Source organism: uncultured Martelella sp. (genome assembly GCF_963677965.2).
Taxonomy (GTDB): Bacteria; Pseudomonadota; Alphaproteobacteria; order Rhizobiales; family Rhizobiaceae; genus Martelella; species Martelella mangrovi.
Map to the genome: position 1 here is coordinate 3,510,122 of NZ_CAXXFM010000001.1, position 26,488 is coordinate 3,536,609.

Sequence of the window (26,488 nt, forward strand, 5' to 3'; positions counted from 1 at the left end):
GATCGCCGGCGTGCGCGCCGGTCGCATTGCGGAGATCGGCGGCAATACGTTGCCGGGAGGAAGACATGACAAAACTTGGATTTCAACTGTATGGCGCTCGGGAATATCAACCGTTTTCCAGCGTTTTCAAAAAGTTGGCAGCCGCGGGTTATGGTGAAGTTGAAGGCTACGGCGTACTCTATGACGATCTCGATACGGCCGGTCTGGAACGGCTGGCTGCCGATCTCGATGCCCTGGGCCTTTCGATGCCGACCGGTCATTTCAGTATCGCCATGCTGGAGAATGAGCCGGGCCGCGTTCTGGAAATTGCCGCAAGGCTGAACATGGACAGCGTGTTTTGCCCTTACCTGCCGCCCGAGCAGCGGCCCGATACCACAGCGGACTGGAAGGCATTCGGCGCACGGCTTGAAGCCATCGGCACACCGTTCCGCGATGCCGGCCTCATCTTCGGCTGGCATAACCACAATTTCGAATTCGAGCTTCTGCCCGATGGCACGGCGCCGCTCCGCCATATCCTGGAGAACGGCCCCTCTCTGGCCTGGGAGGCCGATCTTGCGTGGTTGATCCGGGCCGGCGCTGATCCCTATTTCTGGATCGAGCTTTTCAAGGAGCGCATCACCGCCGTCCACGTGAAGGACCTTGCGGAAGAAGGAGAGAACGCGGATGAGGACGGCTGGGCCGATGTCGGCCACGGCACGGTCGACTGGAAGGGGCTGATGAAGGTGCTGAAATCCATGCCGGTCAAACATTATGTTGTCGAACACGACAACCCGAATGACATCGACCGCACGATCGAGCGTTCGATCGCATCCTTCCAGACATTCTGAGCGAGGCATCCATGACCAAGGAACTGGGCGTCGGCATCCTGGGATGCGGCAATATTTCTGCGACCTATTTTTCGCTCGCGCCGATGTTCAAGGGGCTGAAGCTCCAGGCATGCGCGGATATCAATCCCGCAATGGCTACAGTGCGGGCCGAAGAATATGGCGTCACCGCGCAAACCGTGGATGAGCTTCTGGCCAATGACGAGGTCGATGTCATCGTCAATCTCACGGTTCCCGGAGCGCATTACGACATGTCGAAGCGCGCGCTTGAGGCCGGAAAGCATGTCTATTCGGAAAAGCCGCTCGTGCTTTCCGTCGACGAGGGCAAGGCGCTTGGCCGTATCGCCGCGGAATACAACCTGTCTGTCGGGTGTGCGCCTGATACGTTTTTGGGCGGCGCGCATCAGCTTGCCCGTTCCTTCATCGATGAAGGTGGTATTGGCGCGATAACCTCCGGCACATGTCATGTCATGAGCCATGGCATGGAGATGTGGCATCCCAATCCCGATTTCTTCTTTCTGCCGGGGGGAGGGCCTGTGTTTGACATCGGGCCCTATTATATCGCCAATCTCATCAATCTTGTCGGGCCGGTAAAGCGCGTTGCAGCACTTGCCTCCACGGCAACCAAAACCCGCACGATCACCAGCGAACCGCGCAATGGCGAAATCATTCCGGTTGAGACGCCAACCAATATCCATGCGCTGCTGGAGTTCGAAAACGGGGCAACGATATCGCTTGTCGCCAGTTGGGATGTCTGGGCGCACCGGCATGCCAACATGGAGCTCTACGGCACCGAAGGCTCTCTGTTCGTGCCGGATCCGAACTTTTTCGGCGGCACTGTGGAAGCGGCAGGCCGCGACGGGCAGATTGAGGTGCTCGAAGAGCGCGGGCATCCGTTCGGCAAACCGAATCAGGAAACGCCGCGCGGATCGCGGGCGAATTATCGCACGGCCGGGCTAGCCGACATGGCGCTCGCTCTCATCGAGGGGCGCGACGCGCGATGCTCGCTTCAGCGGGCGCTTCATGGGGTTGATGTCATGGCGGCAATCCTGAAATCCGGAGAAACCGGTGCGTTTGTGGATTTGTCGACGACCTGCACCCGGCCGGCCGCTCTCGATGCCGCAGCAGCTTCTGCTCTTTTGCGGTAGTCTTGCCATAAGGCATGGCCTGTTGCAGCCAGCCTGCCTATAATCACAATCACGAAAGGCGGCCTGGCCGCCTTTTTCATGCCGCCGTGCCGGCAGGCGCGACGGCGTTCTTCAGGAAACGGGAACGACATAATGAGCTGGACACCGTCCGAAACGCGTTACGACACGATGAAATATAACCGCTGCGGCAAATCAGGCCTCAAGCTGCCGGCCATTTCGCTGGGGCTCTGGCATAATTTCGGTGATGATACGCCACGCGAACGCAAGGTTGCCATTTGCCAGACGGCGTTTGACAAGGGCATTACCCATTTCGATCTCGCCAATAACTACGGGCCGCCGCCCGGAAGCGCGGAGTTGGCATTCGGCACCATTTTGAAGCGCGAATTTGCGGGCCTTCGCGACGAACTGATCGTCTCGTCCAAAGCCGGTTATGGCATGTGGGACGGGCCCTATGGCGAGTGGGGCAGCCGCAAGAACCTGATTGCATCCTGCGACCAGAGCCTCAAGCGGCTCGGTCTCGACTATGTCGACATCTTCTATTCCCACCGTTTCGATCCCGACACGCCGCTTGAGGAAACCATGATGGCGCTCGATCATATCGTGCGGTCGGGCAGGGCGCTTTACGTAGGCATTTCTTCCTATAACTCCCAGCGCACCCGCGAGGCCTATGCCATCCTGAAAGAGCTGAAGACGCCTTTCGTGATCCATCAGCCGAGCTATTCGATGATCAATCGCTGGGTCGAGGATGACGGGCTGCTCGATACGCTGGAAGCGCTTGGCCTTGGTTCCATTGTGTTTTCGCCGCTGGCCCAGGGCATGCTGACGTCGAAATATCTGAAGGGCATCCCCGAAGACAGCCGCGCTGCCCAGGGCAAGTCCTTGCAGCAGGCCTTCTTGAAGGACGAGACCATCGCCCACATCCGCTCGCTGAATGCGATTGCCGAGCGGCGCGGGCAGACGCTGGCGCAGATGGCGCTCGCCTGGGTTCTGCGCAAGGGCCGGGTGACCACAGCGCTGATCGGCGCAAGCCGTCCCGAGCAGGTGGAAGATTGCGTTGCCGCCCTCGACAATCCCGATTTCACCGATGCCGAACTGGCCGAAATCGATAGCTATGCGCTGGATGCCAATATCAATATCTGGGCAAAATCGGCCGAGCGCAAAGGCCCCGATCGCAAGAAATAAAAAAAGCCCGCGGGTGGCAGCTACGACACCCGCAGGCTCCATCATCCCGGTCATGCGCATGCCCGGGATGATGCCTTCACAGCCGTTTATTCAGCCACGAAGCAGTCGGTCAGATTGCCGGCAAGGTTTTCCAGCAGCACGAAATAAAGGTCCGGTCCGTCTTCCAGCCCTGCGCCCAGCGGGTCTAGAACGCCGGTGCGGGCATCCGTGCCCTCGATCACCGCATTGATGATCTTTGGCGGGAACTGCGGTTCGGAGAACACGCAGGCCGCGCCGAGATCGGTCAGCTTGTCATGGATTTCGCGGATACGCTGGGCGCTCGGCGGGGCTTCCGGGTTGACCGTGATCGAGCCTGCGGCCTCGACGCCGAAGCGGTGGCCGAAATAATGATAGGCGTCGTGGAAGACGACGTAGGGCTTGGCCGAAACACTGTCGATCTGGGTCTGGATGTCGGCCATCAGGCCATCGAGCCTGTCTTCGAGCTTTTCGGCATTGTCGGCGTAAATTTCGGCATTGGCGGGGTCACTTGCCGCCAGCGTTTCGGCCATGGTCGCGGCAAAGGCCTTGGCGTTCAGCGGGTCCAGCCACATATGCGGATCGACCTCGCCGTCATGGTGATGCCCGTCTTCCGCATGCGCTTCGTGGTCATCATGCTCATCCTCATCGTGATGGGCGTGCTCTTCGCCGTCATGATCATGACCTTCGTGATCGTGATCATGCGCCTCGAAAGCGCCGCCTTCACGCGGCGCCAGCGTTTCCACACCGGGGGCGTCTTCCAGTTCGACCAGTGTCGCATTGCCGCCAAGTGCATCGAGCGGCTTTTCAAGGAAGTGCTCGAGCGCCGGACCGATCCAGAACACCACATCGGCGTTCTGCAGCGCGCGTGCTTCCGACGGCGTCATGCTGTAGGTATGGGGTGAGGCCGCGCCCTTGACCAGAAGCGTCGTCTCCGTCTCCGTTCCAGCCGTCAGCGCGGTTGTCAGCGCATAAAGCGGCTTGATCGACGTGACCACTTTCAGGCTGTCGTCGGCCATGGCGGCTCCTGCGGCCGAGACGACGGCTGTGGTCAGGAGAAGCATTTTGAGCGATTTCATTGTCACCTCACTTGCATTAAAACGTAATGTTATTACATTAATTGCGTAATGCTATAACGTATGTCATAGAGCACCGCAAGACGGAGTTTTGAGAAATTGAACATGACCAAAAAAGACGCCGACCTGCTGGTGTCGCTGGACGATGCCGGGATTAGGCGCGAGGGGCGCTTTCTGGTGCGCGGCGTGAGCTTTGATGTCCGCCGCGGCGAGATCGTCACCCTGATCGGCCCGAACGGCGCCGGCAAATCGACCAGCGCGAAAATGGCGATCGGCGTGTTCGAGCCGGATGAGGGCAGGGTCACGCGTGCTGCCCGGCTGAAGATCGGTTATGTGCCGCAGAAGCTCAATATCGACCATTCGCTGCCGTTGACCGTGCGCCGGCTGATGACGGTGACCGGCCCGCTGCCGCGATCTGCCATTCAGGACGCCCTGGAGCAGGTGGGCATCGCCCATATGGAAGAGGCCAGCGTGCAGACCCTTTCCGGCGGTGAGTTCCAGCGTGCGCTGCTGGCCCGGGCAATTGCCCGCAAGCCCGATCTGCTTGTGCTCGACGAGCCGGTGCAGGGCGTCGACTATTCCGGCGAGATCGCGCTTTACGAGCTGATTTCGAAGATCCGCGACCGGCAGGGCTGCGGCGTGCTGATGATTTCGCACGACCTGCACGTGGTGATGGCGCAGACCGATACGGTGGTCTGCCTCAACGGTCATGTCTGCTGCACGGGCACGCCGGAGGCGGTCAGCGGCAGCGAAGCCTATCAGACGCTCTTCGGTGCGCGGGCGTCCGGCGCGCTTGCGGTCTATCGCCACCATCACGACCATACCCATCTGCCCGACGGCAAGGTGCGCCATGCCGACGGCACGGTGACCGAGCATTGCACACCCGGTGACGGTCATCATGACCACGCGCATGAACACGGGGAGACGTCGCATGCTTGATGATTTCTTCACCCGCGCGTTGATTGCCGGCATCGGCGTGGCATTGACGGCCGGGCCGCTCGGCTGTTTCATCATCTGGCGCAAGATGGCCTATTTCGGCGACACCATGGCGCACTCCGCGCTGTTGGGGGTGGCGCTGTCGCTGCTGTTCACCGTCAATCTGACGCTCAGCGTCTTCGTCGTCGCAACTGCCGTCTCGGTCATGCTGATCCTTCTGGAGCGCCACCGCGCGCTGTCGACCGACAGCCTGCTCGGCATTCTCGCCCATTCCACACTCGCCGTCGGGCTGGTGATCGTCTCCTTCCTCACCTGGGTCAGGGTCGATCTCATCAGTTTCCTTTTCGGGGACATCCTTTCGGTAACGCGCACCGATATCGCCATCGTCTGGCTTGGTGGCCTGGTGGTCGTCGGGGTCATTGCCGCCCTGTGGCGGCCGCTTCTGGCGGCAACCGTCTCGCCTGAAATTGCCCAGGCCGAAGGGATGCGGCCGGAAACCTCACGTTTCATCTTCATGCTGCTGATGGCGCTGGTGATCGCGATCGCGATGAAGATCGTCGGCATCATGCTGATCACCTCGCTTCTGATCGTTCCGGCAGCAACCGCCCGGCGCTTTGCCAGAACCCCGGAGGCCATGGCCGTGATCGCATCCCTGATCGGGGCGGTTTCCGTGGTGCTGGGTCTTTACGCCTCACTCTATTATGATACGCCGTCCGGCCCTTCGATCGTGGTGGCTGCCATGCTGCTGTTTCTTGCGGGCCTGGTGCCGCTCGCCGTCCGTCGGGCATGAAGGAGGTCTTGTTATGAATATTGCCGCCAGAAAACTGACCCGAAATCAGTCACTCGTGTTCGACTGCCTTGCCGGAAGCGACGGACCGCTGAGCGCCTACACCATCCTCGACCGGCTGCGCGATCATGGCTTCAAGGCGCCGCTGCAGGTTTATCGCGCGCTCGATAAGCTGACCGATGCCGGCATGGTGCACCGGCTCGAAAGCATGAATGCCTATGTCGCCTGTGCCCATCCGGATGAAGACTGTACCCATCACGGCATGACCGCTTTTGCGATCTGCGAGGGCTGCGGCGCGGTGATCGAATTCCACGCCCACGATATCGAGGATGCGCTGGTTTCGCTTGCCAAAGCCAAAAACTTCAAGCCGGAACGGATGACCGTGGAAATGCGGGGGCTGTGCGAGGCCTGCCGGAACTGATGCCCCGCTGACGTTACAGGAACCGGTCTTTGCCTTCAATAGGCTCGATATTCGGCAGCCTGGCTTTCTTCGAACGAGTTCTGCGGCTTGTGTTGGTCAATGCATGTCCGGTTGCGACCGGCCTGCTTGGCCTCGTAAAGCACGCGGTCGGCCCTGAGCAGCAGGTTGCGCGGCTCATGGGTGGTGTCCGACGGTCGCTCGGAAGCCACCCCGATGCTGACCGAAAGCCGCTTCAGCGGACTTGTGGCATGGGTAATCGCCAGCCCGGCAATGGTTTCGTGGATGCGCGCGGCCATGCGAAGTCCGCCGCTCTCGTCGCAACCGGACAGGATCAGGGCAAATTCCTCGCCGCCGAAACGCGCGGGCAGGTCGCGGTCCGAGCGTGTGCAGGCCTTGAGCGCCTGCGCGACGCGCTTGAGGCATTCATCGCCGGCGGGGTGGCCATAGGTATCGTTATAGCCCTTGAAATGGTCGATATCGATCATCAGCAATGTGAGCGGCTCGCCGTTTAACCTGGCGGCCTGCCAGTTCTGCTTGAGGCTGTCGTCGAACAGCCGGCGATTGGCAAGATCGGTCAGGGCATCGGTATTCGATATCTGATCGAGCGAACGGTATTCGTGCAGCAGGGCCTCGCCCCGCAGCTTTTCGCGCAGATAGAGCAGGAATATTTTCCGCTCGATGGTTTCGATGCGGACATTGGCCAGCAGCGTCATCAGGGTCGTTGCCAGAAGAAAGATCAGCGGCGAGGCCTTTTCGTCCGGCAGGAGGGCCGGCAGAGGCATGATGAAATAGACGGCAATGGCGAAATTGATGGTCGAAGCCAGAAGTGCCTGAGGCGGGCGCAGCGGCAGCGCGATATTGGCAATGACGGCGACGAGGATGAACGTGTAGGGCTCAAAGCGGACAATCGGGTTGCCGATGGAGACCAGCATCAGCCCGGTGCCGAGCGATGCGGCCGATATGCCGAGAATGGACATAAGGCCCGGCAGGCGGATGTCCTGTTTGCAGATAATCACAAGTGATAGCGCTGCCATTATGGTCAAAATTACGCCAGCCCGGATGATCGACAGATGCACGAGCAATGCCGGGCGATAGATCAGATCGATGGAAACGAAGGCAAACAGAAACACGATGCCGACCACGGCCGCGCGAACGACCTGCCGGTGACGGTTGGTGTGGATATGTTCGTTGAACCGGTCTTCGAGTGCTGCGGGAAAACTGATCATCCAGCCGGAGCGCGCCAGATTCCTGCCGATCAGCTCATCCAGTGCCTGATCATGCGCCGACAATGTGATGGCCGGGGCGGTGCGCATCAGGCATGACCATCATCGACGACAACGAGATCCCGGCTGAAGCGCTGCCAGTTCTGACGGTAGCTCTCTGCCGAATGGCGAAGCCCTTCGATGGCCGCTTCGTTGAGCGTGCGGACCGCTTTTGCCGGCGCGCCGACAATCAGGCTGTTGTCGGGAAAGCTCTTGCCTTCGGTGACCAGAGCATTGGCGCCCACCAGGCAGTTCTTGCCGATAACCGCGCCGTTGAGAATGGTTGCGCCCATGCCGACCAGGCTGTTGTCGCCGATGGTGCAGCCATGAATGATGGCGTGGTGGCCGATGGTGCACCCCTCTCCGATGGTTGCCGGCGAACCCATATCGGTGTGGACCATCACGCCGTCCTGGATATTGCTGCCTGCACCGATGGTGATCGGCTCGTTATCCCCCCGCAGGACGGCATTGAACCAGATACCCACATTGTCACCGACGATAATGTCGCCGATCACCGCCGCGTCGGGCGCGATCCAGTATCTGTCGGCCGAGGGCAAGCTCGGTCGGCGGTCGCCAAGAGCATAAATCGTCACGTCACATCCTCCAGAAGAGAAACGCCACAGTATATCAGATTACGTCGAACGCAAGTTGTGCGACAGACTTAATCGCGCAGGAAATACGATCTCCGCGTGTGACCGGCCCGACGCCGGACGGTGTGCCGGTCAGAATGACATCACCGGGCGCCAGCGTTACGTATTCCGACAGCGCGGCGATGATTTCCGGCACTTTCCAGATCATCTGGTTGAGGTTTCCGTGCTGGACGTCCACGCCGTTGCGTGAAAGCACGATGGTACCTTCAAAAGGATGGCCGATATCCTCTGCGCGGGCGATCGCGGAAACGGGTGCTGAATGCTCGAATGCCTTTGCCATTTCCCAGGGGCGGCTTTTCTTCTTGGCTTCGTCCTGAATGTCGCGCCGGGTGAAATCCACGGACACGCCATAACCGTATATGCAGTCGAGAGCCTCACTGACGGGAATGTTGGCGCCGCCACTTTTGAGGGCAACATAGCATTCGACTTCGTGGTGAACGTTTTTCGAAAGACCCGGATAGGGAAAGGGAAGGCCCGGCAGAAGAAGATTGTCGGCGTTTTTCTGAAAGAAAAAAGGCGCCTCGCGGCTTGGATCGTGCCCCATCTCGACGGCATGGGCGGCATAATTGCGCCCGACACAATAAACGCGGCGGACCGGGAAACAGTTCTGGATCCCGGTGACGGGCAGTAATACGGGAGGCGAAGGTGGAAATACGGTGGCGGACATTGTCGGGGTGCCTTTTGTCTTGTCGTTATGCCGGGTCGGGGTCTGGAACCTTGCGCATTCGGACAGGTTGATCAAGCGGTACATTAGACAACGATGACATAAACGGGGATGGTTTGCGCTGATGGCTTTTTTTACTTGTGGTCTAAGGCCGTTAACCATACTTACGCGTCAGAGCGTGTGAGGTGTGTTCTCCGAAAATTGTCGTCGGTCTCGTGCTGTGGTGCCTGAGGGGTGCCGGTTGCTGCAATGCGGTCGTTGCGCGCTGGTATTTGCGAAAAATTTGAAACTGACCGTGCGGATGGAAATGGTAGGACAGTGACCGATGATTGAGAATATGAACATTCTCGCCGGCATGCTCGAGAAGGTCGGGCTGGCCGCGCTGGTGGTCCTGACCTACCGTATCATTCTGCGCTGGCATTTGCCGGCGTTGTGGCGCGGACCGGCGATCGGTGTGCTCTTCGGGCTTGCTGCAGTCGTCACCATGATTGATCCGTTCGAAGTCAGTCCGGGCGTCATGATCGACGTTCGAAATGTCATGATTGCTCTTGCCGCCGTCTTCGGTGGTGTCTGGTCAGCTGTTATCGCGGGTACGATTGCGGTTCTCGTCCGTATCGCTATCGGTGGAGCGGGGCTTCTGCCCGGAACGGTCAGCATCATTCTGGGAACCGTGATTGCGCTTACATTCGTGCATTTTCGCGGCAACAGACGCGATTTGCCGACCCTTGCGCTGCTGGGGCTGGTCATATCATTCAGTCTTTTGAGCGCCGTGTTGCTGCCGGTTGACGTGCTGGTGACCATGGCCGTGAAATCCCTGCCTGCGCTGATTGTGAGAAACATCTTCGGAACCATGCTCGTCGGCTCTCTGCTGGCCATGGAGGAACGGCGCGAGAAGGAGTATATGACCTTCAAGCAGCTTGCCGAACGCGACGCTCTCACGGGGCTCAGCAATCGGCGGGCGCTGGAACTTGTCGAACGACGCACGCCCGGCCATGAGAGTTCCGGGCTTTTTTGCGTCATCATGTTCGATCTTGATCACTTCAAGAGCGTGAATGACACCTATGGCCACAGCTTTGGCGATGTGGTGCTGGCCCGTTTTGCCGAGATCATTTCAATGCGGATTCGAGGAAGCGATCTCGTGGTGCGCTATGGCGGCGAGGAGTTCTGCGTGATCCTCAACGATGCCCGCCTCGATAATGCCGAACGTATCGCCGAGGACATCAGGCAGCAGCTAGCCAGAGAGAATTTTTCCCGCAACGTCACCGTCACGGCCAGCGCCGGCGTTGCGCAGTCATCGCAAGAGGCTTCGTCGGTCTACACCGTCATCAAGAATGCCGACATGGCGCTCTATATGGCCAAACACAAGGGACGGAACGAGGTCGTGACCTATTCGAAACCTGTCTAGCTCCCTGGATGACGAACCGTTCCGCTGTTTTCATAAAAAAAGCCCCGTTTCCGGGGCTTTTCTGCATTTATGGACTTGGTGCGGAGCGCCTCAGGCAGCGCCGCTGCCCCAGGGGCCGTGATGGATGTCGAGGCCATCAAGGCGGTCGAAACCATGGGCGCCGAAGAAGTCGCGCTGTGCCTGGATCAGGTTGGCAGTGCCGCGCGACTGGCGATAGGCGTCGAAATAGGTCAGTGCCGAGGCAAGGCCCGGAACCGGCAGGCCGGCAGACGTTGCGGCTGCAACAATGCGGCGCAGCGACGGCAGGCACTCGTTGACCATGGCGGCAAAGGCCGGTGTGACGATCAGGTTGGCGACATCCGGCGTGTCGGAGAACGCCTTGGTGATCTCGTCGAGGAACTGCGAGCGGATGATGCAGCCGGCACGCCAGATCCGGGCGATCTCGGGCATCGGCAGTTTCCAGTCATATTCCTGCGAAGCCGAAGCCATCACGTCAAAGCCCTGCGCGTAGGCCGCGATCTTGGAGGCAAACAGGGCAAGTTCGAGATCGCGGTTGAGCCAGGGGCCGGGCGCAATGCCGAATTCGAGCTCTTCCTTGTTGAACATCGGTTCGGCGTTCTTGCGTTCATCGCGCATCGAGGAAAGGCAACGCGCGGCGACGGCGGCCTCGATAACGGTGGCCGGCACGGCAAGCTGCTGAGCCTCGATCGCCGACCAGCGTCCGGTGCCCTTCTGACCGGCGGCATCGACGATGACGTCGGGCATGGCCTTGCCGGTTTCCGGGTCGGCAGCCGTCAGCACCTTCGCGGTGATTTCGATGAGGAAGGAGTTTAGGCGGCCGTCGTTCCACTCGCTGAAGACCTGGGCGATTTCGGCAGCATTCAGGCCGACACCGTCGCGCAGGATGCCGTAGATTTCGGCGATCATCTGCATGTCGGCATATTCGATGCCGTTATGGATGGTCTTGACGAAATGTCCGGCGCCGTCCGGGCCAAGCCATGCGCAGCAGGGGTCGTCTTCATATTTTGCGGAGATCGAGGTCAGGACCTTTTCGACCCGGGCGTAGCTGTCTTCCGTGCCGCCGACCATGATCGACGGGCCGTGGCGCGCACCTTCCTCGCCGCCCGAAACACCCATGCCGATAAAGGTCAGGCCGGTGCCTTCCAGTTCCTTAAAGCGGCGGCGGGTGTCGTGGAAATTGGCATTGCCGGCATCGATGATGATGTCGCCCTTGCCGAGATAGGGGCGAAGCTTTTCGATTTCCTGGTCGACGGGCTCGCCGGCCTTGATCATGATGATGAGCGGGCGCGGCGGACGGATGGCTGCGACGAATTCCGAAAGCGTTTCTGTGGGAACGATATTCTTCTGAAGTTCACCTGCACCCGCATAAAACGCGCGCGTCTTGTCGACCGTACGATTGTAAACGGCGATTCTGTTGCCTTTTTCAGCAATGTTCAGGGCGAGGTTGGAGCCCATGACACCCAGACCGATCAGTCCGATTTCTGCTTTTTCCACGACATCACCTCTCGTGTTTTGATGGTGGCCTTTTGTGGCACCGCAAAAAACAAACAGCAAGGGTCGGAGCCGCAAAACTGTCTCTTTTCAGGAAGATGATCGAAAGTTTAGTAAAACTGACATGTTTTTTAAGGCGGAATCCGAACCGTGCCGGACGGCAGATTTCAGTCGGTTCCGGGTTTCAAACCGGCAAAATCAAACAGCTTCGGATCGAGGAGATGCGAGGCATTGACGTTTGAAAGAGCCCTTAACATCACATCCTTGCGGCCCGGCATGCGGGCTTCCATATCGGCCAGCATCTGCTTCATGGCGTTGCGTTCCAGCCCGTCCTGCGAGCCACAGAGATCGCAGGGGATGATCGGAAACTGCATGGCTTCGGCAAAGCGCGCCATGTCATCCTCAGCAGCATAGGCGAGGGGGCGCAGCAGGGTCAGGTCGCCTTCGTCGTTCAAGAGCTTTGCCGGCATGGTGGCGAGCTTGCCGCCGTGAAACAGGTTCATGAAGAAGGTTTCAAGAATATCCTCGCGGTGATGGCCGAGCACCAGCGCATCGCAGCCTTCCTCACGGGCGATCCGGTAAAGATGGCCGCGCCTGAGCCGCGAACACAGCGAGCAATAGGTGGAACCGGGCGCGAGCTTGTCGGTGACAATCGAATAGGTGTCGCGATATTCGATCCGGTGCTTTACACCCAGACTGTCCAGATATTCCGGCAGGATATGTTTGGGAAAGTTCGGCTGGCCCTGATCGAGATTGCAGGCGATCAGCTCGACCGGCAACAGGCCGCGCCATTTCAGTTCCATCAGGATGGCAAGAAGTCCGTAGCTGTCCTTGCCGCCGGAAAGGGCAACAAGCCAGCGTTTCTGCCCTTCAAGCATGGCAAAATCGGCAATCGCCTGGCGCGTCTGCCGCAACAGCCGCTTGCGCAGCCTGGCAAAATTGACGGAGGACGGTGCATTGGCAAACAGCGCGCGGAACGCCCTGTCTTCCGGCGATGTGTCGTCAGCTTCGGCAAAGATTGCAGTTTCACTCATGGCCTGATGTCCGTCATGTTTCATTCCGTTGGTCATGCACATGCCTTGTCCTGCGGCCGTGATCAAGTGCCGAACACCGACCAGCCCGTGCGCGCGGCAAGCATTTCGAGGGCAACACCGCCAAGCAGGGAGTTGCCGGTTTCATCGAGCGCCGGTGACCAGACCGCGATCGAGGCCTTGCCGGGCGCCACGGCGAGAATGCCGCCGCCAACGCCGGATTTTCCCGGAAGGCCGACGCGGAAGGCGAAATCGCCGGATCCGTCATAATGGCCGCAGGTCAGCATGATGGCGTTGATGCGCCGCGCACGCCGCGGCGACACGACCGAAAAGCCGGTCAGCGGATTGGTGCCGCGATTGGCCAGAAACAGTCCCGCATGGGACAGCTGAACGCAGTTCATGGCAAGCGCGCACTGGTGGAAATAGACGCCGAGAACATGATCGACGGGATGTTTCAGATTGTCAAAGCCGCGCATGAAATTGGCGAGCGCGTAATTGCGGTAGCCGGTGCGCTGTTCGGAGCGTGCGACCTTCTCGTCGATATAGAGGCTGTCATCATCGGCGACATAATGCATGAAGCGCAGGAATTCTCCGATCGCCTCGCGCGGGCGGTGCCCGGAAAGCACGATGTCGGTGACGACGATGGCGCCGGCATTGATGAAGGGATTGCGCGGAATGCCATGCTCGTGCTCGAGCTGGACGATGGAATTGAAGGCCGTGCCCGAGGGTTCGCGCCCGACCCGGCGCCAGATCGTTTCGCCAACCTTGCCAAGGGCGAGGGTCAGCATGAATGCCTTGCTGATGCTTTGCACGGAAAAGATGGTCTGCGCATCGCCGGCCTGGTAGGTCGTGCCGTCGACGGTGGAAATCGCGATGCCGAGCTGCTCCGGCTCCACCTTGGCAAGCTCGGGAATGTAATCGGCCACCTTGCCCTCGCCGAGACGGGGGGCGAGGTCACGCACGATATCGTCGGCAATGGCCTGCAGATCCATGGTCGCTCTCTCGGGTTTCGTTGCTACCCTATGCGCAAAACATACCGGACAAAAGAAAAGCCGCCCCGAAGGAGCGGCTTTCCGGATTTCGATCCACGTGAAAAATCAGCGCGAATAGAATTCGACAACGAGGTTCGGTTCCATGATGACCGGGTAGGGGATATCGGCGAGCGCCGGAACCCGTACGTAGGTCGCAACCATCTTGTTGTGGTCGGCATCGATGTATTCGGGAACATCACGCTCGGAAAGCTGGCTTGCTTCGAGAACGCTGGCGAGCTGCTTGGAGCGCTCGCGCACTTCGATGACATCACCCGGCTTGCAGCGATAGGAGCCGACATTGACCTTGGTGCCGTTGACCGTAACGTGGCCGTGGTTGACGAACTGACGGGCAGCAAAGACCGTCGGAACGAACTTGGCGCGGTAGACGATCGCGTCGAGGCGGCTTTCGAGCAGGCCGACCAGGTTTTCACCGGTGTCGCCCTTGCGGCGGTTGGCTTCCTCGAAGGTGGCCAGGAACTGCTTTTCGCGCAGTTCGCCGTAGTAACCCTTCAGCTTCTGCTTGGCGCGCAGCTGCACACCGAAGTCGGAAAGCTTGCCCTTGCGGCGCTGACCGTGCTGGCCGGGGCCGTATTCGCGGCGGTTGACCGGGGACTTCGGACGGCCCCAGATGTTTTCGCCCATACGGCGGTCAATTTTATGCTTGGACGATTCGCGCTTGCTCATCGTATTTCCTTTAAGTCATAACAAAAGAACCGGGTTTTCCCGGCTCCAAGGAAACACGCCCTCCTTTGGTTCTTCCCGAGGGAAGATCCTGACAGGTTTTCGCGGAAAAAAGCGCCCGGAAAACCACGGGACATGTCGGTGAAACATCGGCCGGAGCCGGTGTTGGCGCGGAAATAGTCGGGTTTTGGCGAAAAGTCAACGACAAAGCACGCGGCTTTGGCCGGCAAACCATGGACTTTGCCGCCATGGTCATGATTTAACCGGCGCCAGCTTAGTCTAGTCAACCGGGATTTCATCACATGACGATCACCTCCGAAACGCTCGACGCCATCGCCGGGCTGATGCGCGACGCTGCGGCGCAGGAAATCCTGCCGCGTTTTCGAAAACTCGACGATCAGGACGTTGCGGAAAAGACCGAGGCAAGCGATCTCGTCACCATCGCCGATACCGGCGCGGAGCGCGTGATCAAGGCGGGTATCGAGAAAATCCTGCCCGACGCCGCCTTTGTCGGCGAGGAAGGCGTTGCTGCTGATCCGACGCTTCTTTCGAAACTGAAGGATGCCGAACTGGCGGTGGTCGTGGACCCGATCGACGGCACGTTCAACTTTGCCCACGGGATTTCCGCCTACGGCGTGATGGCGGCAATCGTGGTCAACGGCGAAACCGTTGCCGGGCTGATCTATGATCCGATGGGCGATGACTTCATGGTGGCCGAGAAGGGCAGTGGTGCCTGGCTGAAACGCGCTGACGGTTCGACAAGCCGGATGAAGGTTGCAGCCCCGGTTGCGCTGGCGGATATGCTCGGAACCGCCTCCGTCGCCTTCATGCCGCGCGAGAAGCGCGCCACGCTTCTGGCCAACACCGCAAAGCTGCGTTATGCGGCGAGCTATCGCTGCGCCGCCGTCGAATACCGCGCCTTTGCCTCGGGCGGCCTGCACTTCTTCACCTATTTCAAGCTGATGCCGTGGGATCATCTGGCCGGCGTTCTGATCGGCCAGGAGGCCGGCGGCTATATCGCCCGCTATGACGGCTCCCCCTACCGTCCCGACCACCTCGATGGCGGCCTGCTGGGGGCGCCCGACAAGGAAAGCTGGCAGGAACTGCGCGAGAAAGTGTTTACGATCTAGACCTTGCCCGGTTTGGAGCTTCTTCTTCAGGTCGAGGAATGAAGCGCGGTGTGGGGATAGGTTTGTGAGAAAAACAGACGCACTGATTGCAGCGCGCTTCAGACTGCTGACAAAGCTCGCCCCTCGTTCTTTCGTCATACCGGCCTTGAGCCGGTATCCAGTAAGCGCAAGTTCTTGCGCGCAAAGACACTTTCTGGAAGCGCGCGACAAGCTGCCCTGAATACCGGCTCAAGGCCGGTATGACGGCGGGGGGGATAGGCAAAGTTGTGATTCCTTGGAGGGTTTGTCATCAAACTGAGGCGCGCTGACTGCAGCGCGCCTGTTTTGTGTTGTCGTTTAGAGCCTGTGGCCAGTGCTATTCGACGCGCCGGTTCAGCGGTAGGTATCGACGAGCTTGCACAAGCGCTGCAGTCCCACTTCGAATGACTGCGGGGTCCGCATGACCTGCTCGCACTGCTTTCTAACAACAGCCTGCTCGTCACCCGAAAGCTGGTCGAAACCAGCAACAAGTTGACGGTCGTCGTTCGCCGGAGGCATAGAGCCGCCTCCGCCGCCCGAACCATTGCCAGTCCCGCCGCCATTGCCGGGAACGGCCGCACTATCGCCGATGCCGACATCCACATCGGCACCGATGCCGCTGTCGCCGCCAACATCAGCACCGGCATCGGCATTCACGCCATCTGAACCGCCGATACTGGCGCTGACATCCGCATCCACGGCCTGGTCGCCGCCGACCGACGCACTGGTGTTGGTATCAACGCCACTGGAACCGCCAACGCTGGCGTCTACATCGGCACTGGCAGCCTGACTGCCGCCGACATCCGCACCGGCATCGGCATTTACTCCGCTGTCGCCGCCGACACTGGCGCCGGCGTCGGCGCCGAGGCCGCCATCGTCGTTCTGGCCAACATCAACACTTGCACTCACTCCGTTTTCGCCACCGACATTGACATCGATAGCGTGAGCCTGCTGGGTTATCGATGCCGAAACCAGCAGAGATCCGGCGATTACCGAACCGGCAAGCAGTCTGGATTTCAAAATAGCTGTGATCATCATGTCCTCCTTCTGGGCTCCCGGCATGAAGTCACCGAGTTCAACCTCGTGTTCAGTCGGAAACGGACCGAGCCTCCCGCCCGGTCTTAGGTTGATAAACGTGAGTTTCGGAATTTTAGTTCCAGCTAAACGCGAAACTCACATTTGCATTCATGATGTGCGGGACGAGAATTCAGTAGATCGAAACGGTATAATGCTCTGAAAAGAATTAATATTTCAGGGAGGATATGGTGCGATTCATGCCATAGTTCAGGCCACCGGCAACCCTTTGGTGATTGCCGGGGCTGCCGTCCGAAGGCGTCGTTTTTGTTCAGACCTCGGGATTATGCGGCTGGAACAGCTTGCCGCGTTCGGCGATCACCGTGGCAATGCAGGCGCCGACGGCGAAGGTGAAGAACCCGGTGATCAGCGGCGTGGTCGTACCGTTGAACGACTGGCCGACGAGCGAACCGATAAGGGCAGACCCGGCGGTGCTGGTGAAGCCCAGGATCGAGGAGCCGATGCCGGCGACATGACCAAGCGGCTCCATGGCCATGGAATTGAAATTGGCGCCGAGAATGCCGAATTGCAGCCAGGCGAGACAGAACATCGTGTAAAACAGCCAGAACGGCATCACGCCCGCATAGGCAAGGTCGAGCACCAGCCATATCCCGATCAGCGTGGTGAAGATGATCAGGCCTGCCTGCGACAGCCGCCGCATACCGAAGCGGCCGACAAGGCGCGAGTTCAACAGTGCCGAACAGGACATGGTGATGCCAAGACCTGCAAACGCGACCGGAAACAGCCTTCCAAGATCGAAAACGCCGATATAGATCTGCTGGGCCGAGGTGATGTAGCCGAACATGCAGGCTTGAATGAAGGTGGTCGCCAGGATGTAGAATGCCGCCGAGCGGTTGCGGATCACGATCATGAAGCCGCCCGCAATCGAGGCGATGCTGAAGGGGCGTCTGTCGGAAGGGTGGAGCGATTCCGGCAGCCGGGTCAGTGTCCAGATAAACATGGCCGACGAAAACAGCGCCAGAAAAAGAAAGATCAGGTGCCATTCGCCGGCAAGCAGAATGACCTCGCCGATTGAGGGCGCCAATATCGGTATGATCATGAACACCATCATGATCAGCGACATGACTTCCGCCATCATCCGCCCGCCATAGAGATCGCGCACGATTGAAATCGAGATCACGCGGGTTGCCGCCGAGCTTACACCCTGAATGACACGGACGAACAACATCAGGGCGAAGCTGGGAACGAAGGCGGCGCAAACCGATGTCGCGAGATAAAGAGCCAGGCCGGCAAGCAGAGGCATTTTGCGCCCGAACCGGTCGGACAGCGGCCCGAACAGCAATTGCCCGCAGCCCATGCCGAGAACATAGGCGGTGACGATAAACTGTCGCCGGTTTTCCTCTTCAACCCCGAGGCTTGCGCCGATCTGCTGAAGGCCTGGCAGCATGATGTCGATGGCGAGCGCATTGAGCGCCATCAATCCGGCCATCATGGCGACCAGCTCCCATTTGGGGAGCCGGGCGGTTATTGTTGCGTGTTCGGGGTGAGAGGCATAGGTCACGGGCGGGGACTTTCGGGAGGAGGGCCCGGTCCCAGCCGGAACCGGGTATTGACTTTAGACTTCTGGATTATGTGGTTGGAAAAGCTTTCCTTTTTCCGCAATCAGCGTCAGGCCCAGCGCAACGAGGGCGAAGACGAAGAAACCGGCGATCATCGGTGTCGTCGTGCCGTTGAAGGACAGCCCGATCATCGCGCCGAGAAGCGCGGAACCGGCCGTGCTGGCAAACCCGAGAACGGATGAGGCTGCACCGGCCACATGGCCGAGCGGCTCCATCGCCAGCGCGTTGAAGTTCGGCGCGATCCAGCCGAACTGGAACCAGGCGATCATGAAGATCAGATAGAACAGCACGAACGGCATGGCGCCGGCGAATATCAGATCGATGGCGAGCCAGACGCCGTTTGTCAGGACAAAGCCGATCAGCGCGCCGTGGGAAAGCCTGCGCATGCCGATCTTGCCGACAATGCGGGAATTTGCCAGCGACGATGCCGCCATGGTGACGCCGATGCCGGCAAACGCCAGGGGAAACAGTGCGCCAAGCCCGTATATGTCGATATAGACCTGCTGTGCCGAGGTCACGAAACCGAAGATGCAGGCCATGATGAAGGTGGTCGCCAGCGTGTAGAACAGGGCAACACGATGGCTCAGCACGTAGAGGAAGCTGTGGGCGACAGCCTTCGGCGTCAGCTGGATGACATCTTCGGGATGCTGCGTTTCAGGCAGACGGAATGTCACCCAGAAGAAATTGCCAAGTGCGGCCAGACCGAGGAACACGAAAACCAGATGCCAGTCGCCGAGGAACATGATCGTCTGGCCGATTGACGGTGCAATCACGGGGATGATCATGAACACCATCATGATCAACGACATGATCTCGGCCATCTTGCGCCCGCCGTAAAGGTCGCGCACCACGGCAACGGAAATGACGCGCGTGGCTGCCGCGCCCAATCCCTGGCAGAAGCGCACAAGCAGCAATGCCGTAAATGTCGGCACGAAGGCGCAGGTGACGGCGCCGGCGAAATAGATTGCCAGCCCCACCAGAAGCGGCAGTTTGCGTCCAAAACGGTCGGCAAGCGGGCCGTAGGCGAGCTGGGCTATGCCGAAACCGAGCACGTAGGAGGTGATGATGAACTGATGCTGGTTTTCCGCCTCGACGCCGAGGCTGGCGCCAATCTGTTTCAGGCCAGGCAGCATGATATCGATGGCCAGCGCGTTGAGCGCCATCAACCCGGCCATCATCGCGACCAGTTCCCATTTCCCCGGTGCTTTTCGGACCATTGGTCCCGATCTCTGTAACGTATCTGTCAAAACGAATAATCCTGAAAGCAAAAGAAGGCGCCGCTAGAGCGACGCCTGTACCCAAACAAATGCAGAGCATGTCCGGGCAGCCGCTTGGCGCGGCGCCCTCCGGCCGGCTTTCCTTGTGAAAAAGCCGACGCCCGGTCTCAGGCCGCGCCGCTGACGGCGACACCCTTGGATGACAGGTGTTCCTGCAATTCGCCCGCCTGGAACATCTCGCGTACGATATCACAGCCGCCGACAAACTCGCCCTTGACGTAGAGCTGGGGAATGGTCGGCCAGTTGGAATAGTCCTTGATGCCCTGGCGCAGGTCGCCGTCGGCCAGCACGTTGATGCCTTTGTAGTCGACGCCGAGATAGTCGAGAATCTGAACGACCTGACCGGAGAAACCACACTGCGGAAACTGCGGTGTGCCCTTCATGAAGACGACGACATCGTTACCGTCGACTTCGCTCTTGATGTAGGCGTTGATGTCACTCATGCGTAATCCTTTCACATACGGGTTCAAGATCCGTAGCGTTTATTTGCTTTCAGCATATAATCGATCGATTTACAACCGCCAAGCCCCCAGGCCGGCGAATTGACCGCGACAGGTCGAAAACGAACCGGTACGCGCTTATTGTGGCGCCGAAGTCTGCAGGGCAAGAGCGTGCAGCGCATCGCCCATGTTCCCCTGCAGGGCATCATAGACCATCTGGTGCTGCTGCACCCTGGTCTTGCCTCTGAAACTTTCCGACACAACTTCGGCAGCAAAGTGATCGCCGTCGCCCGCCAGATCCCTGATCGTGACCGTGGCATCCGGGATTGCAGCCTTGATCATGTCTTCGATTTCGCCCGCGTTCATTGCCATATTCAGTGCTCCTCGCTTGACGCCGGTTCTTCCGCCGACGGGCTATTGCCGCTCGTTGCGGTCATGAATTGAGGGAACCACATTTCGTGGGCGTCGCGCAACTCCCCGACCGGGACCGACAACAGATCATCGATCACCAGCGCGTCTCCCTCGACCTTGCCGAGGCGACGGAACTGTACGCCGCTGCCTTCTGCCGAAGCGCAGACGAAATTGCCGTATTCTGCCGGAACCGTGATGACGTAGCGCGCCTGGTCTTCGCCGAACAGCAGTGCATGGGGCATGCCGCGCGCCTGTTCGATGCTGATCGCCATGCCCTTGCCTGCGGCCATGCACATTTCGGCCAGGGCAACAGCGAGGCCACCTGACGAAATATCGTGGCAGGCGGTGATCTGGCCATTGTTGATGGCGGAGCGGACGAAATCGCCATTGCGGCGCTCGACATAAAGATCAACCGCCGGGGCCGGACCGTCAATGAGGCCGAGAACTTCGCGCATATAGGCCGAAGCGCCCAGATGGTCGCCATCGGCGCCGATGAGAATCACCTGGTCGCCATCGGAAAACGAACCGACCCGGGCCATCTTGCGCCAGTCGGCAATGAGGCCGACACCGCCGATTGTCGGGGTTGGCAGGATCGCCTCGCCATTGGTCTCGTTATAAAGCGAGACATTGCCCGACACGATCGGGAAGCCGAGCGCGTGGCAGGCCTCGCCAATGCCTTCGATTGCCTTGACCAGCTGGCCCATGACTTCCGGTTTTTCCGGGTTGCCGAAATTGAGATTGTCGGTTGACGCCAGCGGTTCGGCGCCCGTTGCGGTGAGGTTGCGCCAGCATTCGGCCACAGCCTGCTTGCCGCCCTCGTAAGGATCGGCCTCGACATAATGCGGGGTCACATCGCAGGAAAAGGCGAGTGCCTTGACCGGATGGCCGTCAACGCGAACGACACCGGCATCGCCGCCGGGCAGCTGCAGCGAGTTGCCCTGGATCAGCGTGTCATACTGTTCATAGACCCAGCGGCGGCTCGACTGGTTCGGCCCGCCGACGAGTTTCAGAAGAGCGGCGGCATAATCCTCCGGCGCCTCGACCAGATGTGAGGGCAGTTCGCCGCGAGTATCGGGTTCGCGCCACGGGCGGTCATATTCAGGCGCTTCGTCGCCAAGCTCCTTGATCGGCAGATTGGCGACTTCCTCGCCGCGATGCAGCACGCGGAATCTCAGATCATCGGTGGTCTTGCCGACGATGGCGAAATCCAGGCCCCATTTCTTGAAGATCGCCTCGGCTTCCTCTTCCTTTTCGGGGTCGAGCACCATGAGCATGCGCTCCTGGCTTTCCGACAGCATCATCTCGTAGGCCGTCATTTCGGTTTCACGCACCGGCACGCGGTCGAGATCGAGTTCGACGCCGAGATTGCCCTTGGCGCCCATTTCGACGGCCGAGCAAGTCAGTCCAGCCGCGCCCATGTCCTGAATCGCGATCACGGCGCCGGTCTTCATCAGCTCCATGCAGGCTTCAAGCAAGCATTTTTCCGTGAAGGGGTCGCCGACCTGAACCGTCGGGCGCTTTTCCTCGATATCCTCGTCGAATTCGGCAGAGGCCATGGTTGCGCCGCCAACGCCGTCACGGCCCGTCTTGGCTCCGAGATAGACCACCGGCAGGCCGACGCCCTTGGCCTCGGAATAAAAGATCGCGTCCGTGCGCGCGATGCCGGCGGCAAAGGCGTTGACGAGATTGTTGCCATTGTAGCGGGCGTCGAATTCCACTTCGCCGCCCACCGTCGGCACGCCGAAAGAATTGCCGTAGCCGCCGACGCCGGCAACCACGCCGGAGACCAGATGGCGGGTCTTCGGGTGGTCGGGCGCGCCGAAGCGCAGCGCATTCATGGCGGCAACAGGACGCGCGCCCATGGTGAAGATGTCGCGCAGGATACCGCCAACACCGGTCGCAGCACCCTGATAGGGCTCGATATAGGAGGGGTGGTTGTGGCTCTCCATCTTGAAGACGACACAGTCGCCGTCATCGATATCAACGATACCGGCATTTTCGCCGGGCCCCTGGATGACCCGCCGGCCGGTCGTCGGCAGGGTTCTGAGCCAGCGTTTCGACGATTTGTAGGAGCAGTGCTCGTTCCACATCGCCGAAAAAATGCCGAGTTCGGTAAAGCTCGGCTCCCGGCCGATCAGTTCCAGAACCCGCTCGTATTCGTCCGGCTTCAGTCCATGGGCTTCGACGATTTCAGGCGTGATGGCCTGATTGTTGGAAAGTGTCATGAGACAAGAGCATCCCGCATTGGTTTTCGACGTTTGCGCGTTTTCGCCCCTCAATAAAGCGGTTCACGCTGAAATGGAAGCTTCTCCACCGCCCGCGCACGGTTTTCCGCTGACAGATGACGGCTGCGGATTACCCGCGCCAGTACATCGGCATCAGGATCACGGCGACGGTGAGGATTTCAAGACGGCCAAGCAGCATCAGCACCGACAGGAGGTAAAGCTCCGGATCGGCGAAGGTGGCGAAATTGCCGGCCGGGCCGATGATGTCTCCCAGTCCCGGGCCGACATTCGAAAGCGCGGTCAGCACCGAGGAAATGGCGGTGATCAGATCATAGCCGAAAGCCGCCATGGCAATGCTGCCGAACGCCCACAGCAGGATGAAGGCGGAGAAGAACATCGAGACGGCGCGCTGCGTTTCCGAATCGACGCTCAGGCGCCCGTAACGGATCGAATAGACGGCATTCGGATAGATCAGCTTTTTCATGCCGGTCGACAGCATGTTGTAGAGAATCAGAAAACGATAGGCCTTGATCCCGCCTGCCGTCGAACCGGAGCATCCGCCCATGAACATCAGGAAAAACACCAGCACGATGGCAAACGCGCCCCACTGTGTATAATCGGTGCTGGCGTAACCCGTCGTCGAGAGGATCGATGACACATTGAAGTAAGATTGTATCAGCGCATTCACGAAATCCATCTGCCCGTCCAGGCTGATATATAGCGCCAGCACGAAGGTGGCCATCGCCAGATAGGACAGGAACAGCATGATCTGCGGGTCGCGCAGCGTATCGAGACGGCCGCGGACCACGAACAGGATCAGGATCGAAAACGGCAGGCTACACAGCATCATGAAGAAGCTGGAAATCAACAGCAGGGCAGGGCTGTCGAAATAGCCGAAAGACGCATCATGTGTGGAAAACCCGCCGGTCGCCACCGTCGTCAGCGCGTGGTTGACGGCATCGAAATGCGACATGCCGGCGAGATCGTAGGCTACCGCACAGGCGATGGTGATACCGACATAGATGGCGAGGAAGGCCCGGGTGAAGCTTGCCATGCGCGCGAACGGCTTGTCGCTGGTATCCGACGATTCCATCTTGAAGAAGGCCATGCCGCCGATGCGCAGGAACGGCAGGATGAACAACCCGAGAGCAACAATCCCGATACCGCCCATCCATTGCAGCAGCGAACGCCAGAGCAGAAGACCGGGCGCCGAATCGTCCAGCCCGGTCAAAACGGTCGAGCCAGTCGTGGTGATGGCGGAGACCGCCTCGAACAGCGCCTGCGCAAAGGTGAGGTCTTCCCGCGCGAGGTAAATCGGGATCGAGCCGACCAGCGCAAAGGTGATCCACAGCAGATTGACGAGGAAGAAGCCCAGCCGCCGGCTGAATGGCGGCGGGTTGCCGCGCATCGCCACTGCGGTGACAAGGCTGGTGCCGCCGACCATGAAGCCGCAAATGGCGAAGACCTGCCAATCGTCATTCGCGTAATAGAGGTCGGCCATGGCCGGTACGAACATCGCGGCGGCAAGATAGATCCCGCAGATGGCCGCAATATAAAAGGCTGACCGCAATAGAGTGGCGTTCAAGGAGACCGTACCCTGTCATACTCAGTGTCATGAGCGGGGTTTTTCCAAACCCGCGATCTATGCCATAGCGGTGTAGCGGCACAAACTCAATGGGAAGCACCAGAATGCGCGATCAAGTTCAAGAAGCGACCACAGCACTCAGAAGCCTGTTCGAACCGACACCGCTCCAGCGCAATGCGCATCTGAGCGCACAATTTGATGCCGACATCTATCTGAAACGCGAGGACCTGACGCCTGTGCGTTCCTACAAGCTGCGCGGGGCCTTCAACTTCATGCGCAAACGCATGGCCGAAGGCGGGGGCGACAAGGTGTTCGCCTGCGCTTCGGCCGGCAACCATGCCCAGGGCTTTGCCTATTGCTGCAGCCATTTCGGGGTTCAGGGCGTCGTCTTCATGCCGGTGACCACGCCGCAGCAGAAGATCGACAAGACCCGCATTTTCGGGGGCGGCAATATACGAATCGAGCTTGTCGGGGATATTTTCGACGTCTGCTATGCGGCCGCCAGGGATTTCGTGGCGGCAAATGACGGAGTGATGGTGCCGCCCTTCGACGACCCGGATATCATCGAGGGGCAGGCAAGCGTGGCAGCCGAAATCGAGGCCGCATGGCCGGAGGCGGGGGAACTGCCCGACCTGATCGTGATGCCGGTCGGCGGCGGCGGGCTTTCGGCCGGCGTTACGGGATATTTCGAGGGGCGGCTTGCGCCCGATGCCTTCCTGTTTGCCGAGCCCTCCGGCGCGCCGAGCCTCAGGCGTTCTCTGGAGGCGGGAGAAATCGTCACGCTGGACGAGGTCGACAATTTTGTCGATGGGGCCGCTGTGGCTCGGATCGGCGACGCCAATTTTGCCGCACTGAACCGGTTTTCCGCCCAACAGGTGGCGCTTGTGCCGGAAAATGCGATCTGCGTGACGATGACGGAAATGCTGAATGTCGAGGGGGTCGTGCTCGAGCCCGCCGGCGCGCTGGCGCTGACCGCGCTTGGCATGCTTTCGCCCGAACAGGTGCGCGGCCGCAGGATCGTCGTTCTGGTCTCCGGCGGCAATTTCGATTTCGACCGCCTGCCGGACGTGAAAGAAAGGGCGATGCGCTATTCCGGGCTGAAGAAATACTTCATCCTGCGCCTGCCGCAGCGACCGGGTGCGCTGAAGGATTTTCTCGGCCTGCTCGGCCCGCACGACGATATTGCCCGGTTTGAATATCTGAAAAAGTCCGCCCGCAATTTCGGATCGATCCTGATCGGCATCGAAACGGCGGAACCGGAGAATTTTGCGGCATTGTTCGAAAAGATGACGGCAAGCGGCCTCAAATATCAGGACATTACCGAAAACGAAATTCTGGCGAACCTGATCATCTGAGCGCGGCGGCATGCCGCGTTTGCATTGCGCTTAAATTCGGTGCGCAAGGCTGGCGAAACCGGGGTTGATCGGTTAAGAACGCAAAAAAGGGAGTTGTTTCTATGGCATCGTTTTTCTCGAAGCTCGGTTCTCTGTTTTCCGGTGGCCCCGGCGGCGGCGGCCAGGAGAACGATCAGGCCGTCAAGTCGATCGTTCATGAGGAGTGCATCATCTTCGCCGAGCCGGTGAAGGAAGGCGCGCAATACCGGCTTCAGGGTCGCATCGAGAAGGAGGTCGGCGAGGAAACACTGGTCCGCACCTTCATTCGCGCCGACCTGTTTGCCTCTCAGGATGAAGCGATTGAATGGAGCCTCAAGAAGGGCAAGCAGATCATCGACCAGAACGGCAAGTCTCTGTTTTCCGACGGCGAAAAGAATCGCACGGCCTGATCCTGCCCGTTTTCGGAAACAGGATTGAAGCAACCTTCCCTGTGTGGCGGCTTTATCTGCACTGCCGCCGCGCATCCGCTGCATGAATCCTGCATCCCGCGAATAATGCGCTGCGCGTGAAATGATCCGCGCAATACGGCGAAAGCGGCCTCGCTGGCTTTTTTCTCCATGCAGTAGCCAGCCGGCTGGGCGAGTCGGCCAGACAAGCATATCTCCTTGCCATAAACCTTCGAAGACGGTGCCGTTACCGCCCGCTGGCGAGGAAACCTACGCGTGACATGGCGTGTCCGCTGCCATGCGGTCGGCGCAACCACCGTCTTGCCGACACCGGCAACCTGCC

The 26,488-nt window shown here is 59.7% G+C and carries 25 protein-coding genes; 10 read left to right on the top strand and 15 right to left on the bottom strand.

Annotated elements, in window-relative coordinates; all coding sequences use genetic code 11:
• Positions 1-65: 65 nt before the first annotated feature.
• From ACHZCU_RS16305 to mgrA, 3 genes are all read left to right on the top strand, one after another.
• Positions 66-827, top strand: coding sequence for a sugar phosphate isomerase/epimerase (locus tag ACHZCU_RS16305; protein ID WP_319519583.1), 762 nt, complete (start codon positions 66-68; stop codon positions 825-827).
• An 11-nt stretch (positions 828-838) separates the two neighbouring features.
• Complete coding sequence (locus ACHZCU_RS16310; protein WP_319519584.1) at positions 839-1,972, top strand: Gfo/Idh/MocA family oxidoreductase; 1,134 nt, start codon at positions 839-841, stop codon at positions 1,970-1,972.
• 132 nt (positions 1,973-2,104) lie between these two features.
• Positions 2,105-3,154 carry an L-glyceraldehyde 3-phosphate reductase gene (gene mgrA / locus ACHZCU_RS16315; RefSeq protein WP_319519585.1) on the top strand — a complete coding sequence of 350 codons (1,050 nt, stop codon included), beginning with the start codon at positions 2,105-2,107 and terminating at the stop codon, positions 3,152-3,154.
• 86 nt (positions 3,155-3,240) lie between these two features.
• Here mgrA and ACHZCU_RS16320 read toward each other — a convergent pair whose 3' ends face one another.
• Positions 3,241-4,248, bottom strand: a complete 1,008-nt coding sequence (locus ACHZCU_RS16320; protein ID WP_319519586.1) for a metal ABC transporter solute-binding protein, Zn/Mn family — start codon at positions 4,246-4,248, stop codon at positions 3,241-3,243.
• Between the two features lie 102 nt (positions 4,249-4,350).
• Between ACHZCU_RS16320 and ACHZCU_RS16325 the strand changes: the two genes are divergently transcribed.
• Genes ACHZCU_RS16325 through ACHZCU_RS16335 form a run of 3 tightly spaced genes read left to right on the top strand, consistent with a single transcriptional unit; the run spans position 4,351 to position 6,389 of the window.
• On the top strand, positions 4,351-5,184 hold the full coding sequence (locus ACHZCU_RS16325) for a metal ABC transporter ATP-binding protein (RefSeq protein WP_319519587.1): 834 nt from the start codon (positions 4,351-4,353) through the stop codon (positions 5,182-5,184).
• A complete protein-coding gene (locus ACHZCU_RS16330) occupies positions 5,177-5,971 on the top strand; it encodes a metal ABC transporter permease (protein ID WP_319519588.1) in 795 nt (264 codons plus the stop codon). Before ACHZCU_RS16325 ends, ACHZCU_RS16330 begins: the two co-directional genes overlap by 8 nt.
• Positions 5,972-5,984: 13 nt before the next feature.
• On the top strand, positions 5,985-6,389 hold the full coding sequence (locus ACHZCU_RS16335) for a Fur family transcriptional regulator (protein ID WP_106301297.1): 405 nt from the start codon (positions 5,985-5,987) through the stop codon (positions 6,387-6,389).
• 35 nt (positions 6,390-6,424) lie between these two features.
• Here ACHZCU_RS16335 and ACHZCU_RS16340 read toward each other — a convergent pair whose 3' ends face one another.
• Genes ACHZCU_RS16340 through ACHZCU_RS16350 form a run of 3 tightly spaced genes read right to left on the bottom strand, consistent with a single transcriptional unit; the run spans position 6,425 to position 8,968 of the window.
• Positions 6,425-7,702 (bottom strand): diguanylate cyclase, encoded by a 1,278-nt coding sequence (locus tag ACHZCU_RS16340; RefSeq protein ID WP_319519589.1) that lies wholly within the window; start codon positions 7,700-7,702, stop codon positions 6,425-6,427.
• The gene (locus ACHZCU_RS16345; RefSeq protein ID WP_319519590.1) at positions 7,702-8,244 is read right to left on the bottom strand and encodes a gamma carbonic anhydrase family protein; all 543 of its coding nucleotides are present in this window, start codon (positions 8,242-8,244) and stop codon (positions 7,702-7,704) included. The genes ACHZCU_RS16340 and ACHZCU_RS16345 overlap by 1 nt, the downstream gene beginning before the upstream one ends.
• 34 nt (positions 8,245-8,278) lie before the next feature.
• The gene (locus tag ACHZCU_RS16350; RefSeq protein ID WP_319519813.1) at positions 8,279-8,968 is read right to left on the bottom strand and encodes a fumarylacetoacetate hydrolase family protein; all 690 of its coding nucleotides are present in this window, start codon (positions 8,966-8,968) and stop codon (positions 8,279-8,281) included.
• 322 nt (positions 8,969-9,290) lie between these two features.
• Between ACHZCU_RS16350 and ACHZCU_RS16355 the strand changes: the two genes are divergently transcribed.
• Positions 9,291-10,370 (top strand): diguanylate cyclase, encoded by a 1,080-nt coding sequence (locus tag ACHZCU_RS16355; RefSeq protein WP_319519591.1) that lies wholly within the window; start codon positions 9,291-9,293, stop codon positions 10,368-10,370.
• A 90-nt stretch (positions 10,371-10,460) separates the two neighbouring features.
• Here the strand turns inward: ACHZCU_RS16355 and gndA are convergent, their stop codons facing one another.
• The 4 genes from gndA to rpsD form a co-directional block, all read right to left on the bottom strand.
• Positions 10,461-11,885 carry an NADP-dependent phosphogluconate dehydrogenase gene (gndA, locus tag ACHZCU_RS16360; RefSeq protein ID WP_319519592.1) on the bottom strand — a complete coding sequence of 475 codons (1,425 nt, stop codon included), beginning with the start codon at positions 11,883-11,885 and terminating at the stop codon, positions 10,461-10,463.
• Between the two features lie 164 nt (positions 11,886-12,049).
• Positions 12,050-12,916 (bottom strand): tRNA 2-thiocytidine(32) synthetase TtcA, encoded by an 867-nt coding sequence (gene ttcA / locus ACHZCU_RS16365; RefSeq protein WP_319519593.1) that lies wholly within the window; start codon positions 12,914-12,916, stop codon positions 12,050-12,052.
• 62 nt (positions 12,917-12,978) lie between these two features.
• Positions 12,979-13,905: a glutaminase gene (locus ACHZCU_RS16370; RefSeq protein WP_106301285.1), complete on the bottom strand. Its 927-nt coding sequence runs from the start codon at positions 13,903-13,905 to the stop codon at positions 12,979-12,981.
• A gap of 105 nt (positions 13,906-14,010) precedes the next feature.
• Positions 14,011-14,628, bottom strand: coding sequence for a 30S ribosomal protein S4 (gene rpsD, locus ACHZCU_RS16375; protein WP_106301282.1), 618 nt, complete (start codon positions 14,626-14,628; stop codon positions 14,011-14,013).
• A 299-nt stretch (positions 14,629-14,927) separates the two neighbouring features.
• Between rpsD and ACHZCU_RS16380 the strand changes: the two genes are divergently transcribed.
• On the top strand, positions 14,928-15,755 hold the full coding sequence (locus ACHZCU_RS16380) for an inositol monophosphatase family protein (protein WP_319519594.1): 828 nt from the start codon (positions 14,928-14,930) through the stop codon (positions 15,753-15,755).
• Positions 15,756-16,127: 372 nt separating this feature from the next.
• Here the strand turns inward: ACHZCU_RS16380 and ACHZCU_RS16385 are convergent, their stop codons facing one another.
• The 7 genes from ACHZCU_RS16385 to ACHZCU_RS16415 all read right to left on the bottom strand — a co-directional run bounded on the left by ACHZCU_RS16385 (position 16,128) and on the right by ACHZCU_RS16415 (position 24,365).
• Positions 16,128-16,808: a hypothetical protein gene (locus ACHZCU_RS16385; RefSeq protein ID WP_319519595.1), complete on the bottom strand. Its 681-nt coding sequence runs from the start codon at positions 16,806-16,808 to the stop codon at positions 16,128-16,130.
• A gap of 310 nt (positions 16,809-17,118) precedes the next feature.
• Positions 17,119-18,300 carry a multidrug effflux MFS transporter gene (locus tag ACHZCU_RS16390; RefSeq protein WP_319519596.1) on the bottom strand — a complete coding sequence of 394 codons (1,182 nt, stop codon included), beginning with the start codon at positions 18,298-18,300 and terminating at the stop codon, positions 17,119-17,121.
• Between the two features lie 123 nt (positions 18,301-18,423).
• Positions 18,424-19,644: a multidrug effflux MFS transporter gene (locus ACHZCU_RS16395; RefSeq protein WP_319519597.1), complete on the bottom strand. Its 1,221-nt coding sequence runs from the start codon at positions 19,642-19,644 to the stop codon at positions 18,424-18,426.
• Between the two features lie 167 nt (positions 19,645-19,811).
• Positions 19,812-20,147, bottom strand: a complete 336-nt coding sequence (gene grxD, locus ACHZCU_RS16400; protein ID WP_106301270.1) for a Grx4 family monothiol glutaredoxin — start codon at positions 20,145-20,147, stop codon at positions 19,812-19,814.
• 135 nt (positions 20,148-20,282) lie between these two features.
• Entirely contained in the window at positions 20,283-20,516 is a 234-nt protein-coding gene (locus ACHZCU_RS16405; protein ID WP_106301267.1) for a BolA/IbaG family iron-sulfur metabolism protein, read from the bottom strand.
• A gap of 2 nt (positions 20,517-20,518) precedes the next feature.
• Positions 20,519-22,780 (bottom strand): phosphoribosylformylglycinamidine synthase subunit PurL, encoded by a 2,262-nt coding sequence (purL, locus tag ACHZCU_RS16410; RefSeq protein ID WP_319519598.1) that lies wholly within the window; start codon positions 22,778-22,780, stop codon positions 20,519-20,521.
• Between the two features lie 130 nt (positions 22,781-22,910).
• Positions 22,911-24,365: a TrkH family potassium uptake protein gene (locus tag ACHZCU_RS16415; RefSeq protein WP_106301262.1), complete on the bottom strand. Its 1,455-nt coding sequence runs from the start codon at positions 24,363-24,365 to the stop codon at positions 22,911-22,913.
• A 104-nt stretch (positions 24,366-24,469) separates the two neighbouring features.
• On the opposite strand from ACHZCU_RS16415, the gene ilvA reads away from it, so the two are divergent.
• Positions 24,470-25,720, top strand: coding sequence for a threonine ammonia-lyase (gene ilvA, locus ACHZCU_RS16420; protein WP_319519599.1), 1,251 nt, complete (start codon positions 24,470-24,472; stop codon positions 25,718-25,720).
• A gap of 101 nt (positions 25,721-25,821) precedes the next feature.
• Complete coding sequence (locus tag ACHZCU_RS16425) at positions 25,822-26,148, top strand: HlyU family transcriptional regulator (protein ID WP_106301256.1); 327 nt, start codon at positions 25,822-25,824, stop codon at positions 26,146-26,148.
• The last annotated feature ends 340 nt before the right edge of the window (positions 26,149-26,488 follow it).